Annotated in this window: 15 protein-coding genes; 8 read left to right on the forward strand and 7 right to left on the reverse strand. The window is 70.3% G+C overall.

The annotated features are described in order from the left end of the window. Positions 1-4: 4 nt before the first annotated feature. On the reverse strand, positions 5-832 hold the full coding sequence (locus tag OG714_RS06520) for a hypothetical protein (protein WP_406119197.1): 828 nt from the start codon (positions 830-832) through the stop codon (positions 5-7). Positions 833-891: 59 nt separating this feature from the next. Further along, positions 892-1,839 carry a GlxA family transcriptional regulator gene (locus OG714_RS06525; protein WP_406119198.1) on the reverse strand — a complete coding sequence of 316 codons (948 nt, stop codon included), beginning with the start codon at positions 1,837-1,839 and terminating at the stop codon, positions 892-894. A 71-nt stretch (positions 1,840-1,910) separates the two neighbouring features. On the opposite strand from OG714_RS06525, the gene OG714_RS06530 reads away from it, so the two are divergent. Continuing rightward, complete coding sequence (locus tag OG714_RS06530) at positions 1,911-2,861, forward strand: NADP-dependent oxidoreductase (protein WP_406119199.1); 951 nt, start codon at positions 1,911-1,913, stop codon at positions 2,859-2,861. Between the two features lie 36 nt (positions 2,862-2,897). Here OG714_RS06530 and OG714_RS06535 read toward each other — a convergent pair whose 3' ends face one another. Both OG714_RS06535 and OG714_RS06540 read right to left on the reverse strand, forming a co-directional pair. Continuing rightward, on the reverse strand, positions 2,898-4,004 hold the full coding sequence (locus tag OG714_RS06535) for an NAD(P)-dependent alcohol dehydrogenase (RefSeq protein WP_406119201.1): 1,107 nt from the start codon (positions 4,002-4,004) through the stop codon (positions 2,898-2,900). Between the two features lie 47 nt (positions 4,005-4,051). Beyond that, positions 4,052-5,506 carry an aldehyde dehydrogenase family protein gene (locus OG714_RS06540; RefSeq protein ID WP_406119202.1) on the reverse strand — a complete coding sequence of 485 codons (1,455 nt, stop codon included), beginning with the start codon at positions 5,504-5,506 and terminating at the stop codon, positions 4,052-4,054. Between the two features lie 115 nt (positions 5,507-5,621). On the opposite strand from OG714_RS06540, the gene OG714_RS06545 reads away from it, so the two are divergent. Then, on the forward strand, positions 5,622-6,071 hold the full coding sequence (locus OG714_RS06545) for a MarR family winged helix-turn-helix transcriptional regulator (protein ID WP_406119204.1): 450 nt from the start codon (positions 5,622-5,624) through the stop codon (positions 6,069-6,071). A gap of 156 nt (positions 6,072-6,227) precedes the next feature. Then, on the forward strand, positions 6,228-6,608 hold the full coding sequence (locus tag OG714_RS06550; protein ID WP_406131738.1) for an anti-sigma factor antagonist: 381 nt from the start codon (positions 6,228-6,230) through the stop codon (positions 6,606-6,608). A 45-nt stretch (positions 6,609-6,653) separates the two neighbouring features. On the opposite strand, the gene tuf is transcribed toward OG714_RS06550, so the two are convergent. Then, the gene (tuf, locus tag OG714_RS06555; protein ID WP_019057739.1) at positions 6,654-7,847 is read right to left on the reverse strand and encodes an elongation factor Tu; all 1,194 of its coding nucleotides are present in this window, start codon (positions 7,845-7,847) and stop codon (positions 6,654-6,656) included. Between the two features lie 56 nt (positions 7,848-7,903). Continuing rightward, the gene (locus tag OG714_RS06560; RefSeq protein ID WP_033278914.1) at positions 7,904-8,857 is read right to left on the reverse strand and encodes a ribose-phosphate pyrophosphokinase; all 954 of its coding nucleotides are present in this window, start codon (positions 8,855-8,857) and stop codon (positions 7,904-7,906) included. Positions 8,858-9,057: 200 nt separating this feature from the next. Here OG714_RS06560 and otr(A) point away from each other — a divergent pair, with 200 nt between their 5' ends. The 4 genes from otr(A) to OG714_RS06580 all read left to right on the forward strand — a co-directional run bounded on the left by otr(A) (position 9,058) and on the right by OG714_RS06580 (position 13,921). Beyond that, a complete protein-coding gene (gene otr(A) / locus OG714_RS06565) occupies positions 9,058-10,920 on the forward strand; it encodes a tetracycline resistance ribosomal protection protein Otr(A) (protein WP_406119205.1) in 1,863 nt (620 codons plus the stop codon). Between the two features lie 288 nt (positions 10,921-11,208). Continuing rightward, positions 11,209-11,871 (forward strand): DUF4230 domain-containing protein, encoded by a 663-nt coding sequence (locus OG714_RS06570; protein WP_406119207.1) that lies wholly within the window; start codon positions 11,209-11,211, stop codon positions 11,869-11,871. A gap of 40 nt (positions 11,872-11,911) precedes the next feature. Next, on the forward strand, positions 11,912-12,526 hold the full coding sequence (locus OG714_RS06575; RefSeq protein WP_406119209.1) for a VanZ family protein: 615 nt from the start codon (positions 11,912-11,914) through the stop codon (positions 12,524-12,526). Positions 12,527-12,679: 153 nt separating this feature from the next. Continuing rightward, positions 12,680-13,921 carry a lectin gene (locus OG714_RS06580; protein WP_406119210.1) on the forward strand — a complete coding sequence of 414 codons (1,242 nt, stop codon included), beginning with the start codon at positions 12,680-12,682 and terminating at the stop codon, positions 13,919-13,921. A 26-nt stretch (positions 13,922-13,947) separates the two neighbouring features. On the opposite strand, the gene OG714_RS06585 is transcribed toward OG714_RS06580, so the two are convergent. Further along, positions 13,948-14,184, reverse strand: a complete 237-nt coding sequence (locus OG714_RS06585) for a hypothetical protein (RefSeq protein ID WP_406119211.1) — start codon at positions 14,182-14,184, stop codon at positions 13,948-13,950. 80 nt (positions 14,185-14,264) lie between these two features. Here OG714_RS06585 and OG714_RS06590 point away from each other — a divergent pair, with 80 nt between their 5' ends. Beyond that, on the forward strand, positions 14,265-15,287 hold the full coding sequence (locus tag OG714_RS06590) for a PHP domain-containing protein (protein ID WP_406119212.1): 1,023 nt from the start codon (positions 14,265-14,267) through the stop codon (positions 15,285-15,287). The last annotated feature ends 190 nt before the right edge of the window (positions 15,288-15,477 follow it).

Raw genomic sequence — 15,477 nt, forward strand, 5'->3', positions numbered from 1 at the left:
ACGCTCAGAGGCAGCCCGTGCCCTTCTTGACCGCGGGCCACGCCTCCACGCCGTCCGGTGTGCGCACGTACGCCTTCGACGCGTCGGCGGTGAGCCACAACTGCCAGTCGCGGTACCGGTATCCGGTGTCGTGGGCACTCGCCGGCATGCGGACGTCACCGTCGTAGGAGGCGGTGAGCATCTCGGACGGGAGCACCCTGTCCGGATCGCGGGCGTACAGCCTGCCCTTCGCGCCTTCGCCGGTCTGAAGGAAGTGCGCCTTCTGCCAGTCGCAGTGCGTGGCACCGACCGAGCTGCTCACCACCGTGGTCGGCACCCGCTTCCCGTCCTTGCCGGTCCAGATCTCGTATCCGTGCGCCTTGGTGAAACTCTCCGGGAGTTCGGCCGGGTCGCAGGACGCGCTGGTCTCCGGGCCCCAACCCGGCCTGTTCTTACGGTCCTTGGCGACGACGACGGCCACCTTCGTCCGGCCGCCGACGTCGTAGGAGAACAGGACGCGGCCGTCCGCCCTGCGCTCGACGCGGTAGCCCGTGCGCGGCACGTCCGGCTGCTGCATGTCGAAGTACGCCCGCAGGCCGCCCTCGGGGGTCGTGCCCCCGTCGCCCTCGCTCCACGCGTCGGCGCCCCCGCCCTCGTACATCGTCCCGTCGCACTCCAGCGCCCGGCCCGCGGCACCCGACTCGTCGGAGCCGGTGGCCGGCACGTACAGCGGTCCGGCGTAGGGCGCGGCCGGCGGTGTGCCCGCGACCACGGTGTCCTTCCCGTCCTCCGTGCCGCATCCCACCGCCGTGACGGCCACCAGTACGGCGACCCCTGCGAGCCCTCTGCGCATGCCCTGCCCCCCTCATGTCGTGTTCCTACGACGCACGGGCGGGCCGAAACGTTGGGGGTTCAGCGGGTTTCCTGGAACGTGCGCCGGTACGCCTGCGGGGAGACCCCGATCGCCGCGTGCAGATGCTGTCGCAGGGACGCGCCCGTGGCGAAGCCGACGCGGCCGGCGATCTGGTCGACCGACAGGTCGCTCGCCTCCAGGAGGTCGCGCGCGCGAGTGACCCGCTGCTGGATCAGCCAGCGGCCGGGGCTGAGGCCGACCTCGTCGTTGAAGCGGCGGGCGAAGGTGCGCAGGCTCATCCCGGCGTGCCGGGCGAGGTCGGTCAGGGCGAGGGGCTCGTCGAGGCGGGTCAGGGCCCAGTCGCGGGTGGCGGCGGTGCTGGTGACCCCGCAGTCCGGCACCGGCTGCTGGATGTACTGGGCCTGGCCGCCGTCGCGGAACGGCGGGACGACACAGCTGCGGGCGACCGTGTTGGCGAGTTCGCTGCCGTGGTCCGTGCGCACGATGTGCAGGCAGATGTCGACTCCGGAGGCCGCGCCTGCGGAGGTGAGGATGCGGCCGTCCTGGACGAAGAGCACGTCCGGATCCAGGTCGACCTGCGGGTACAGGGCCCGGAAGCGGTCGACGACCTGCCAGTGGGTGGTGGCGCGGCGGCCGTCGAGGAGACCGGCGGCGGCGAGCACGAAGGCGGCCGTGCAGATCGAGACGATCCGCGCGTCCGGGCGGATCCGGGCGAGGGCGTCGGCGATCTCGGTGGGCAGCCCGGTGGGGATGCGCGGGGTCGCCATGGAGGCGACCACGACCGTGTCCGCCGTTTCGAGGATCTCGGGGCCGTGCTCGACCGCGACCGAGAAGTCGGCGTTGGTGCGCACCGGACGGCCGTCGACCGTGCAGGTCAGCACCTCGTAGTGACCGCCCGCCGCGCCGAAGATGCGGCTGGGGATGCCCAGCTCGAAGGGGTAGACGCCGTCGAGCGCCAGGACCACGACCCGTTCCACATGTTGCATGGCACGATTCTATCGAAGGTTGGCCATCGTGCCATTTTCTTGTCGTGCGGGACCCGGCAGGCTGACTGACCATGAGCACTGTGAACACGATGCGCGTCATCACCCAGCACGTCCTCGGCGGTCCCGAGGTCCTCGAGGTCGCCGAGGTCGAGCGCCCCGCGCCGCGCGCCAACGAGATCCTGATCCGGGTCCGCGCCGCCGGCGTCAACCCCACCGACTGGAAGCACCGCGCCACCGGCGGCTTCCTCGGCGAGCCCCCCTTCGTCCTCGGCTGGGACGTCTCCGGCGTCGTCGAGGCCGTCGGCGTCGGTGTCGCCCGCTTCCAGCCCGGCGACGAGGTCTTCGGGATGCTGTCGTACCCGTGGGGCCACGGCTCGCACGCCGAGTACGTCACCGCCCCGGCCCGCGCCTTCGTCCGCAAGCCGGCCGCGATCGACCACGTCCAGGCGGGTGCACTGCCCCTGGTCTCGCTGACCGCGTGGCAGGCGCTGGTGGAGAACGCCGAAGTCCAGCCGGGGCAGCGGGTGTTGATCCACGCGGCGGCCGGCGGGGTCGGGCACGTTGCCGTGCAGATCGCGAAGGCGCGCGGCGCCTACGTGATCGGCACGGCGAGCGCGGCCAAGCACGACTTCCTGCGCGAGCTCGGCGTCGACGAGGCGATCGACTACCGGGAGACCGACTTCGGCGAGGCCGTGAAGGACGTCGACGTCGTCCTGGACATGCTCGGCGGCGAGACCGCGCTCAAGTCGCTTCGGGTGCTGCGGCCGGGCGGGATCGTGGTCTCCATCGTGCCGATGGGCAAGGCGGACTTCTACGAGGAGGCCGAGCGGCTCGGCGTACGGGCCGTCCGGATGCTCGTCGACGCCGACCGTGCCGACATGGAGGCGATCGCGGACCTCGTCGAGGCGGGGAAGCTGCGCGCGACGATCGCCGGGACGTTCCCGCTGGCCGATGCCGCCGAGGCACACGCGCTCGGCGCCACCGGCCGCACCGCGGGCAAGCTGGTGCTCACCGTCGACTGAGCCGGCGGGTTCATCCGGTGAGGGCGGGCTGCCGGGTCAGAAGGTGAGCACGGGCTTGATCGCCTTGCCCGCGCTCATGTCCCGCACCGCCTGGTCGATGTCCGCGAACGGATAGGTACTGATCAGGCGGTGCAGCGGGAGCCGCCCCTCCTTCACCAACCGCACGAGCGCGGGGATGAAGCTCTGCGTCTCGCTGTCCCCGAGGGTGAGTCCCACGATCCGCTTCCCGGGGATCAACCCGTTGACGTCCAGGGCGACTTCACTGCCGAACGGCGGCGCCCCTACGACGACCAGGGTGCCCCGGGCAGCCAGCGCGTCGGCGCCCTGGCGGAGGACGCCGACATTGCCGGTGGTCTCGACGATGCCGTCGGCTCCCCGGCCGTCGGTCAGTAGCGCGAGGGTCTCGCCGAGGTCGGCCTCGCCCGCGTTGACGGTGTGGGTGGCCCCCAACTCCTTTGCCAGCGACAGGCGTTCGGCGACCCGGTCGACGGCGATGATCCGGGTGGCCGGGGTGAGCGCGGCGGCCATCACCGCGGACAGGCCCACGGCTCCGGCGCCGAGCACCACGACCGTGTCACCGAGCCGGGGCTTCAGGACGTTCCACACGGCACCGACACCGGTCTGAACTCCGCAGCCCAGCGGGGCGATCGACTCCAGCGGCACGTCCGGGTCGACCTTCACCAGGCTGCGCTCGTCGACCAACGCCCGCTCGGCGAAAGAGGATTGGCCGAAGAAGTGCCCGCCGAGGGGCTCGCCGTCGCGGCTGATGGTGCTGCTGCCGTCGGCGCGCCGGCCGCCGATGAGGTTCAGCGGCAGCCAGGTCGCGCAGTAAGCCGGGTGTCCGCCCTGGCAGTTGCGGCAGTCGCCGCAGGACGTGAAGGACAGCACGACATGGTCGCCGGGTGCGACACCGGTGACGGCCGAGCCGACCTCCTCGACGACACCGGCGCCCTCGTGACCGAGAACTCCGGGGAGCGGAAAGGGCAGTCCGCCGCTCGCCACTCCGAGGTCGGTGTGGCACAGGCCTGTTGCGACGACCCGGACCAGCGCCTCGTGCGGGCCCGGCTCGGTCAGCTCGACGTCGGTGAGGGTGAAGGGTGCGCCGCCCGACTCGACGACGGCCGCTCGCGTGGTGGTGGACATCGTACGAACTCCTTGATGGACGTGGTCGGTCGAGTTGATGGGGGTGCTCAGTCGAGGGAGACGACGACGGACTTGGTCCGGGTGTAGGCGGCGAGGCCCTCGGGGCCGTACTCGCGGCCGAAGCCGGAGTCCTTGACGCCGCCGAAGGGGACGTTGGGGTCGAGCATCGCCCAGTCGTTGATCCAGACGATGCCCGCCTGGAGCCGGTCGGCGATGCGGTGCGCGCGGCCGAGGTTTCCGGTCTGGATGCCAGAAGCCAGGCCGTAGGGCGTGGAGTTGGCGAGTTCGACGGCCTCGTCCTCGGTGTCGAAGGGCTGCACGGTGAGGACCGGGCCGAAGATCTCCTCCTGCACGACCCGGGAGTCGTTGGCGAGGTCGGCGATGACGGTGGGCTTGTAGTAGTAGCCGCCGTCCAGGTCGAGGCGTTCGCCGCCGCAGACGATGCGGGCGCCCTCCTTGCGGGCGAGGTCGACGTACTCCTCGACCTTCCGCAGGTGCTTCTCCCCCGCCATCGGCCCTACGACGGTCTCCGGCAGCCGGGGGTCGCCGAGCGGCACTCCGGGGACGGCGTCGGCGAGGATGTTGAGGAGCGTGCTGTAGACGGGGCGGGCGACCAGCAGACGCGGGCCGCCCATGCAGAACTGGCCGGTGTTGAAGACGAAGCCCTTGATGACCGCGCCGACGGCCTTCTCCAGGTCGGCGTCCTCGAAGACGATGTGGGCCGCGTTGCCGCCGAGTTCCATGGTCACGGGCTTGAGGTTCTCGCCGGCGACGCTCGCGGCGTGCCGGCCGACGGCGGTGGAGCCGGTGAAGGCGATCTTGTCGACGCCGGTGTGCCGCAGCAGGGCCTCGCCGGCGACCGGGCCCGCGCCGGTGACGACGTTGACGACACCGTCCGGGACGCCGGCCCGCTGGAGCAGTCCGGCCATGTAGAGGGCGCTGAGCGGGGTCTCGTCGGCGGGCTTGTGGACCACGGTGTTGCCGGCCGCGAGGGCCGGGGCGAGTTTCGAACCGGCCAGGATCAACGGGAAGTTGAAGGGGGTGATCGCGGCCACCACGCCGATCGGTTCGCGCTTGGTGTAGGCGAGCGCGTTGAGCGGGGTGTCGCGGGTGGCGCCGTCCAGGGAGTAGGCGAGGGCGGCGTAGTGCTCGTAGTCGTTGGCCGCGTTGGTCACGTCGACGGCGTGGCACAGGGTGATGGGCTTGCCCACGTCCAGGCTCTCCAGCTGGGCCAGTTCGTCGGCGTTCTCGCGGATCAGTTCGGCGACGCGGTGCAGGATCCGGCCGCGTTCACGGCCGCTCAGCCCGGACCAGCGGCCGCTGTCGAAGGCCTCGCGGGCGGCGCGGACGGCGGCGTCCACATCGGCGGGGCCCGCCTCCGCGACCGTGGTGACGACCCGGCCCCGGGACGGGTCGACCACCTCGGTGCGCGCTCCGTCGGCGGCCTCGCGCCAGCGGCCCCCGACGAACAGGCGGCCGGGTTCGATCTCGAAGGCGGTCATCGCCACTCCTCAGCATCGTTGCCAAGATTTCAACCAACAGGATTCCTGTTGGTTCCTCGTCTGGTCCGCAGTCTCATTACAGACAGGTTTCCTGTCAATGCTCTAGGGTGAATCCATGGCTGAATCCCTGGTTGGCGCCCACGCGACAAAGGCACCCCCGTCCCTGCTGTACATGGTCAAGCAGGTGGAGCTGGTCGTCCGCTCACGCCTGGACGAGCTGGTCAAGCCGTACGGAATCACCGCACTCCAGTACACCGCGCTCACGGTCCTGGAGCGACACGACGGCCTGTCCGCGGCTCAACTGGCCCGCGACTCCTTCGTCACCGCGCAGTCCATCGCCGATCTCGTGCGCTCCCTGGAGGGGCGCGGGCTGATCCGCCGGGAGCGCAATCCGCGGAATCGCCGCGAGCTGCTGATCCTGCTGACCGAGGAGGGGCGCGAGCTGCTGGCGGGCTGCGCCGGGCCGGTGCGGGAGCTGGAGGAGCGGATGGTGCGCGAGCTCACAGCGCACCAGGGCGAGCAGTTCCGCCAGGCACTTTCCAAGGCCTGGCACGCGCTGTCGTAGACCCTCCCCGAGGATCTCAGAAAGCTCTGGCTCGATTCGAAGACATATGTCAATCGAACATGCTCAAATTCACTCCATCGAGGGTAACTTGCAGGGCGGGGAGCGCTTCTACGCTCAACCCCGCTTCACCGAGGGCCGGTTGGAGGCGATGTGGACGTGCAGCAGGAACCCGCGCCGCTGACCCGGTATCTGCGGATCCACCGGGATCGTGGGTTCACGGTCCTGGAGTTCCGCGGGGAGATCGACATCGCCGCGGCGACGGAGATCCTGCCGTATCTGGACCGGGTGACGGCACTGCCCCGCGCGCGGATCGTGATCGACCTGCGGCAGGTCGACTTCTTCGACTGTTCGGGGCTGCGTCTGCTGTTCCGGGCGCGGCAGCGGGTGGTGGAGCGCGGCGGCAGGCTGCACCTGGTCTGCACGCACCCGCTGACGCTGCGCATCCTGCGGGTCACCGGTCTCAACCGGCTGCTGCCGCCGCAGCCGACGCTGGACGCGGCCCTGGAGCAGCCCGAGGCCACGTCCGGCACGTTGTGAGCCGCGCTCTCCCTCGATGTCCCGCGATCTCCCGTGCGGGCAGCGCTACTTGAGGATCTTGGTGACCTGACCGGCCCCGACCGTGCGCCCGCCCTCACGGATCGCGAACTTCAGCCCCTCCTCCATGGCGATGGGTTGGATCAGCTCGACGTGCATGGTCGTGTTGTCGCCCGGCATGACCATCTCGGTGCCCTTCGGCAGGGTCACCACGCCGGTCACGTCCGTCGTGCGGAAGTAGAACTGCGGGCGGTAGTTGTGGAAGAAGGGCGTGTGCCGGCCGCCCTCGTCCTTGGACAGGATGTAGGCGCGGGCCTCGAACTCCGTGTGCGGGGTGACCGATCCGGGCTTGATGACGACCTGGCCGCGCTCCACGTCCTCGCGCTTGACCCCGCGCAGCAGCAGTCCGACGTTCTCGCCGGCCCGGCCCTCGTCGAGGAGTTTGCGGAACATCTCGATGCCGGTGACGGTCGTCCGGGTCTTCTGCGGGTGGATGCCGATGATCTCCACCTCGTGGTTGACCTTCAGCACCCCGCGCTCGATCCGGCCGGTGACGACCGTGCCGCGCCCGGTGATGGTGAAGACGTCCTCGATCGGCAGCAGGAACGGCCGGTCCACGTCCCGTACCGGCTGGGGCACGAACTCGTCGACGGCGGCGAGGAGTTCGAGCACCGAGGCGGTCCACTCCGGGTCCCCTTCGAGGGCCTTCAGCGCGGACACCTTGACCACCGGGAGGTCGTCGCCGGGGAACTCGTACTCGGTGAGCAGCTCCCGCACCTCCAGCTCGACCAGTTCCAGGATCTCCTCGTCGTCGACCATGTCCGTCTTGTTGAGGGCGACGACGATGTACGGCACGCCGACCTGCCGGGCCAGCAGCACGTGTTCCTTGGTCTGCGGCATGGGTCCGTCGGTGGCCGCGACAACGAGGATCGCGCCGTCCATCTGGGCGGCGCCGGTGATCATGTTCTTGATGTAGTCGGCGTGCCCGGGGCAGTCGACGTGCGCGTAGTGCCGGTGTTCGGTCTGGTACTCGACATGGGCGATCGAGATCGTGATGCCGCGCTGCCGTTCCTCGGGCGCCTTGTCGATCTGGTCGAACGGCGTGAAGGGGTTGAGGTCGGGGAACCGATCGTGCAGCACCTTCGTGATGGCCGCCGTGAGGGTGGTCTTGCCGTGGTCGATGTGACCGATGGTGCCGACGTTCACATGGGGTTTGGTCCGCTCGAACTTCGCCTTCGCCACGGCGAGTCCTCCTGATCACCTCGGTTGATGCCGAGCGTTGCTCCGTCCCCTCATGTCTATTCGTTCGGCGGCGCGTCGAACAGGGCGCTGACGGACTCACCGTTGTGAATGCGGCGCACGGCCTCGGCGAGCGCCGGGGCGATGGACAGGATGCGCAGCTTCTCGGTGCGCTCCTCCTCGGGCACCGGCACCGTGTTGGTGCAGACGATCTCCAGTACGTCGGGCTGCTCCCCGATCCGCTTGAGCGCGCCCGCCGCGAACAGGCCGTGGGTACAGGCCACTCGGATCGAACGCGGGCCCAAGTCCCGCAGCCGGTCCAGGAGTTCGAGGACGGTGCTGCCCTTGGCGATCTCGTCGTCCAGGACGATGACGTCCCGGTCGGCGATGTCACCGATGACGGAGCTGATGACGACCCGGTCGTCCGCGTACCGCTGCTTGGCGCCGGCGGCCACCTGCGCGCCGATCAGCCGGGCGAACGCGGCGGCCTCCTTGGCGTTGCCGAGGTCCGGGGAGACGACGGTGGTGCGGGAGAGGTCGTACTGCCGGAAGTGCGCGGCGAGTTCGCGCAGCGCGTGCAGATGGTCGACCGGAACCGAGAAGAAGCCGTGCACCTGCGGCGAGTGCAGGGTCATGGCCAGGACGCGGCTCGCGCCCGCCGCCACCATCAGGTCGGCTACCAGCCGTCCGCCCAGCGAGATGCGCGGGGCGTCCTTCTTGTCGGAGCGGGCGTAGGAGTAGTGCGGCATGACGACGGTGATCCGCCCGGCGGAGGCACCGCGCGCGGCGTCGCACATCAACAGCAGCTCCACCAGGTTCTCCTGAACCGGCTTGACGAGCGGCTGGATCAGGAAGACGTCCCGTTCCCGGCAGTTGGCCTGGAGCTGTACCTCCAGGCAGTCGTTGGCGAACCGGCTGACCCGGGTGGGGCTGAGCGGTACATCGAGATGTGCGCAGACCTCCCTGGCCAACTCGGGGTGGGCACTCCCGCTGAACACGGCGATGTCTCGCACGATCTGCTGCTCCTCGCATGATCATTCCCGGCCGTCGTTCATGCTACTGACCCGCGAAAACGGGTTGCGTACCGCCCACTCCCGCACGCCATGATGGCGGCGCCCGTACTCCCCCGCATGTCAGGAGCCCCAGATGCGCCGACGCCTCGGAATCCACCAGCCTCCCCACTGGACGACGGTTCTCGAGGACTCGACCACGCATGCGCACCCTGAACATCGGAATTCTGGCCCACGTCGACGCCGGTAAGACCAGCCTCACCGAGCGGCTGCTGTTCGACCACGGCGCGATCGACCGGCTCGGCAGCGTCGACGCGGGTGACACCCGTACGGACGACGGCGCCATCGAGCGGCAGCGCGGGATCACCATCCGCTCGGCCGTCGCCGCGTTCACGGCCGGCGACACCCAGGTCAACCTGATCGACACCCCGGGCCACTCGGACTTCATCGCGGAGGTCGAGCGCGCCCTGGAGGTGCTCGACGGCGCGGTCCTGCTGCTCTCCGCCGTGGAGGGTGTCCAGGCGCAGACCCGCGTCCTGATGCGGACCCTGCGCCGGCTACGGCTGCCCACGCTCGTCCTCGTCAACAAGATCGACCGGGCGGGCGCCCGCGCCGACGACCTGGTCGCGGACATCCGCCGCCGGCTGACCCCGCACGTCGTACCGCTGACGGACGTGACCGGCCTCGGCACACCCGCGGCACGCGTACGACCCCGCCCACCCGCCGACCCGGAGCTGGCCGAGGCACTCGCCGAGGTCGACCCGGACATCCTCGCGGCCGTCGTCGACGGCCCCCGCCCCACCCCGGACGACCTGCGCGAGTCCCTCGCCGCCCGCACCGCCGACGGCTCGGTCCACCCGCTCCTGTTCGGCTCGGCCCTCGGCGGCCAGGGCATCACCGAACTCGTCGAGCACCTGATCCGCCTGATCCCACCCGCACCCACCACCCCGGGCGGCCCTCCGAGGGGCACGGTCTTCGCGGTACGCCCCGGCCCGGGCCGCGAACGGACGGCGTATCTGCGGCTCTACGACGGTGAGGTGGCCCCGCACGAGCGGCTCACGTTCCGCCGCCACGGCGCGGACGGCCGGACGGCCGAGGTCTCCGGACGGGTCACGCGCCTCGATGTGATCGGCCGCTCCGGTCCGCTCACCGCCGGGAACATCGGGGCGCTGACCGGCCCGAAGGACATCCGGGTCGGTGACCGGCTCGGTGAACTCACCGAGCGGGCACCGCAGTTCGCGCCGCCGACGCTGGAGACGGTCGTACGGGCGCGGCGGTCCGGGCAGGCGGCGGCGCTGCGTTCGGCGCTGCTGGCGCTGGCCGACCAGGACCCGTTGCTGCACGCGCGGCCGGCCGCCTCCGGGGCGACCGTGCTGCTCCTGTACGGGGAGGTCCAGAAGGAGGTCGTCGCGGCGACTCTCGTCCAGGACTTCGGTATCGAGGCCGACTTCGAGCCGAGCCGGGTGCGGTTCCTGGAACGCCCGGCCGGGACCGGCGAGGCCTGCGACGAGTTCCCGTGGCACGACCGCACCCACTACTGGGCGACGATCGGGCTGCGCGTCGAACCGGCGGAGCGCGGCTGCGGCGGGGTCTTCGGCTACGAGACCGAACTCGGCGCGCTGCCCCGCGCGTTCCACCAGGCCATCGAGGACACGGTCCACGCGACCCTGCTCAGCGGGCTGCACGGCGCACCCGTGACGGACTACCGCGTCACCCTGACCCGCTCCGGGTACGCCGCCCCGATCAGCACGGCGGCGGACTTCCGCGGCCTCACCCCGATCGTGCTGCGCCGCGCGCTGCGGCTGGCGCGGACGCGGCTGTACGAGCCGTACGTCATGTTCGAGACGGAGGTCCCGCTGGACGCGCTCGCGCCGGTGACCGCGCATCTCGCCTCCTGCCGCGCCGAGTTCGCGGGGACGACGGGAGGCGTGGGTGCCTGGCTGATCACCGGCGAGCTGCCCGCCCGCCGGGTGCGGGACGTGGAACTGGCCCTGCCCGGGCTCACCCACGGGGAGGGGATGTGGTGGTCACGGCCGTCGGGGGACCGTGAACTGCGGTCGCACTGAGGGGTGTTCACCAGCGCGGGGGCGGGAAACGGACGGCGCGGCCGGGGTACCCGTGGCCAGTGTCACGACATGGAGCGGACCGTGCTCCGGAAAGGTCACGGGACGCATGGGGCGGGGCGGCCGGGAAATGCTGTCTGCGGCCGCCCGGGACTCCTGGCGGGCCGGAAACGTGACTTTTCACCCCTGTGCGCCGTCCATGCCTCCGTCAGATGGACCATTCGACCAACAGGTCGGTCTGACAAGGCATTTGGGGGGCATGCGGATAGCGAGGAAGGGAGGGCCGTCCCCATGACGACTTCCATCAGCCGTATACCCCGGCGCATGCCGGGCTGGGCGAAGGTGCTCACCGCCGTCGTCGTTGTGATCGCCGTACTGTTCGCCGGGCTCAGGCTGGCCGTGCTCCCGGGACTGCGGGACATCTTCGGCACCGAGACCCATGACCGTTCGGGTCCGGCGCTGCTCAAGTCCATCCAGGACATGAGCCGTTACGACGCGGCCTCCGGCAACTTCCAGGTCGTCGTGGACCTGGAGAAGGACGCCAAGCTCCTGCCCGACTCGATCCGCGGCACCCGCACGCTGTACGTCGGCGCGGGCACCGTGGAGGGCTACGTCGATCTCGGCAAGCTCGGCAAGCAGGACGTGACGGTCAACAGCGACCGCACGTCGGCCAGCATCAAGCTGCCGAAGGCGACGCTCGGCAAGCCGGCGCTGGACCCGGACCACTCCTACACGGTCTCCAAGCAGCGGGGCCTGCTGGACCGCCTGGGCGACATCTTCTCCGACAACCCCAACAGCGAGCAGGCCGTGCAGAAACTCGCCTCCAAGCACATCGCCGAGGCGGCGAAGACCAGCGGTCTGACCACGCGTGCCGAGACGAACACCACCAACATGCTCAAGGGCCTCCTCGGCTCGCTCGGCTTCAAGACCGTGAACATCTCCTACAGCGCCTGACCGGGCGCTGCTGAACCATGGATAGCTGGAGGCCCACCGCATGGCCCGTACCGTCCCGCGCCTGCGCACCACCAAGAAGACGGAGCCCGAGTCGAAGCCGGCCCGCCCCGACCGCGGACGCCATCGACTGTCCCTCCCGGTACGCCTGTTGGCGATGCTGATCGGGTTCGTCTTCATGGTCGCGTTCGCCGTCGTACTGGCCAAGCTCACCTTGGAGCCGTCCCCGGCGTCCAAGGCGCTCGTGCACACCAATCTGCACCCGGGCCGCTCCCTGAAGGCCTATCTCGACCAGCCGGCCATGCGCGACGCCATCAAACAGATCGGCGGCAACGTGGTGCTCGGCATCCCGTTCGGAGTGCTGGTGCCCGTGTTCGCGCCACGGGCACGCGGCATCCTGAAGGTGCTGCTGCTGACGGCGACCGTCATGCTCCTGGTGGAGTTCGCGCAGGGCGCCCTGATCACCGGACGGGCCTTCGACATCGACGACGTCATCCTCAACACCTCGGGCGCGCTGATCGGTTGGGTCCTGCTGGGACGCCGGCTCGGCAGGGCCGTGCACGCGCGGAAGCCCGCGCCGAAGACCCCCAAGCCCGTGAAGGCGGCAAGGACAACAAAGGCATCGAAGGCGTCCAAAGCGCCGAAGGCCACGTCATGACGCTCAACTACCGGCCCGTGACATTCAACTACTGGTCCGTACCAAGGTATTGACGCTCCCCTTATCTCATCCCTTAAATCAAGAGGCGACGCTTTCACCCCCCACCTCAGTCGGCGTGCCGGTCCCCACGACCGCCGAAAAGAAGGGAATGACGTGGCCTCCCCACGCATGTTCCGCAGCTGTCTCTTCGCCGCCCTGTCCGCCGCACTGGTCGCGTCCGCCGCGATCGGTCCGGCGCGGGCGGCTTCCTCGTCGGCCGCCCGGGCCGACGCCGTCACGTTCTCCGACACCTTCGACGGGGCCGCCGGCAGTGCCGTCAACTCCTCGAAGTGGACGCTGGAGACCGGCGACAACGTCAACAACCACGAGCGCGAGTACTACACGTCCGGCACCAACAACGCGGCGCTGGACGGCCAGGGCCATCTGGTGATCACGGCCAAGAAGGAGAACCCGGCCAACTACCAGTGCTGGTACGGCACTTGCCAGTACACCTCGGCCCGGATGAACACCTCCGGGAAGTTCAGCGCGCAGTACGGGCACGTCGAGGCCCGGATGAAGATCCCGCGCGGGCAGGGCATGTGGCCCGCGTTCTGGATGCTCGGCACCGACATCGGCTCGGTCGGCTGGCCCAACTCCGGTGAGATCGACGTCATGGAGAACGTCGGCTTCGAGCCCTCCACGATCCACGGCACCATCCACGGCCCCGGCTACTCCGGCTCGGCCGGTATCGGCGCCGGCTACACGCTGGCGAACGGCCAGGCCTTCGCGGACGCCTTCCACACCTTCGCGGTCGACTGGGCGCCCAACTCCGTCAAGTGGTCGGTCGACGGCGTCGTCTACCAGACCCGCACACCCGCCGACGTGGGCGGCAACACCTGGGCCTTCAACAAGCCGTTCTTCCTGATCCTCAACCTCGCGGTCGGCGGCTACTGGCCCGGCGACCCCAACAGCTCCACGGCCTTCCCGGCCCAGCTGGTGGTCGACTCGGTCTCGGTGACCACGAGCGACACGGCCGCCGGAGTGGCGATCAGGGGCCTGGCCGGCAAGTGCGTCGACGTCAACGGGGCGAGTTCCGCCAACGGCACCGCGATCCAGCTCTACGACTGCAACGGCTCGGCCGCCCAGCAGTGGACCGTGGGCTCCGACGGCACGATCCGAGCGCTCGGCAAGTGCCTGGACGTCGCCAGTGGCGGCACCGCGGACGGCACCAAGGTCCAGCTCTACGACTGCAACGGCAGCGCCGCCCAGAGGTGGGCCGTCAGCTCCGCCAACGACATCGTCAACCCGCAGGCCAACAAGTGCCTGGACGTCACCGGCAACACCTCGGCCAACGGCACCCCGCTCCAGATCTGGACCTGCTCGGGCGGCGCCAACCAGAAGTGGACGGTCGGCTGACCTCGTAGCACCCCGGTGTTCAGTGCCTAGTGCGGCATCCAGGTGAGCTTGTCCCCGCCGACCCAGCGGACCACGTCCGGGTCGTCCAGGTCACTCACCGTGATGCCGCACACGGCCGCGACCTCCAGGACGTCCGTGAGGGTTCTGGCCTCGCAGACCATCTGTCCGTCGATCTCCACGATGCGGAACGGCGGCGTGCCCGGCTGCACCTTGAGCACCATGATCCGCGGGTGGGAGATGTGCGGGCTGGCGATTTCGGTCATGCAATAGAGCCTAGAACGCATCAGGCGGACGCGAGTGGTCCACGGTCTCCGGCCGGGGACCGCTCGCGGGAGGAGGCTCGATGGATCCCGTGCAGGCACTGGACCGGATCGCCTTCCTGCTGGAACGCTCCCTGGCCCCGACGTACCGCGTACGCGCCTTCCGTACGGCGGCCGGGGTGCTGGCGGCACTCCCCGAGGGCGAGATCGCCGAACGCGCCGCAGCCGGGACGCTGGAGTCCCTCAAGGGCATCGGCCCGAAGACCGCCCAGGTGGCCCGCGAGGCCCTGGAGGGGCGGGTTCCCGCCTATCTGGAGCAGCTGGAGGCCGAGGCCCCCGCCCCGTCCGGCCTCGGCGGCGAGGGACTGCGCGCCCTGCTGCGGGGCGACTGCCACCTCCACTCCGACTGGTCGGACGGCGGCAGCCCGATCGCGGAGATGGGCCGTACGGCGGCCCTGCTCGGCCACGAGTGGGCGGTGCTGACCGACCACTCCCCCCGGCTGACCGTGGCCCGCGGACTCTCCCCGGAGCGGCTGCGCGAGCAGCTGGAGGTGGTGGCGGCGCTGAACGAGACCTGGGCGCCCTTCCGGCTGCTCACCGGCATCGAGTGCGACATCCTCGACGACGGCTCGCTGGACCAGGAACCGGAGCTGCTGGAGCGGCTCGACGTGGTGGTGGTCTCCGTGCACTCGAAGCTGCGCATGGACGCCCGCGCGATGACCCGCCGCATGGTGGCCGCCGTACGGAATCCGCACGCGGACATCCTCGGGCACTGCACCGGGCGGCTGCTGATCGGGCGGGACGGGGGTGCCGCGCGGCCGGAGTCGGTCTTCGACGCGGACGAGGTGTTCGCCGCGTGTGCCGAGTCGGGGACCGCCGTGGAGATCAACAGCCGTCCGGAACGGCTGGACCCACCGCGGCGGCTGCTGCGGAAGGCCGTCGACGCAGGGGTGCTGTTCTCGGTCGACACCGACGCGCACGCGCCCGGTCAGCTCGACTGGCAGATCAACGGCTGCGCGCGGGCGGAGGAGTGCGGGGTGCCCGCCGAACGGGTGGTGACGACCTGGCCGGCGGACGCGCTACTGGACTGGACCAATGGCAAGTGATGCACATCACCGGTCGCCGCGGTCCGCACAGGAACACTCGCCGGTGGTTCGCCGTTGAACAGACCGTGGGTGCGGAGGGAACAGTGTCCCCGGGCCTCAACCTCCGCCCACAGGGAAGATCGTTCGGCTGAAGCCCTGTGGAGCCTTTCGCCGCGAGGCGACCGCCTTCCGTGCCCACCACCTGGCCGCC

This window comes from Streptomyces sp. NBC_00989, from assembly GCF_045162655.1.
In the GTDB taxonomy this organism is placed as follows: Bacteria; Actinomycetota; Actinomycetes; order Streptomycetales; family Streptomycetaceae; genus Streptomyces.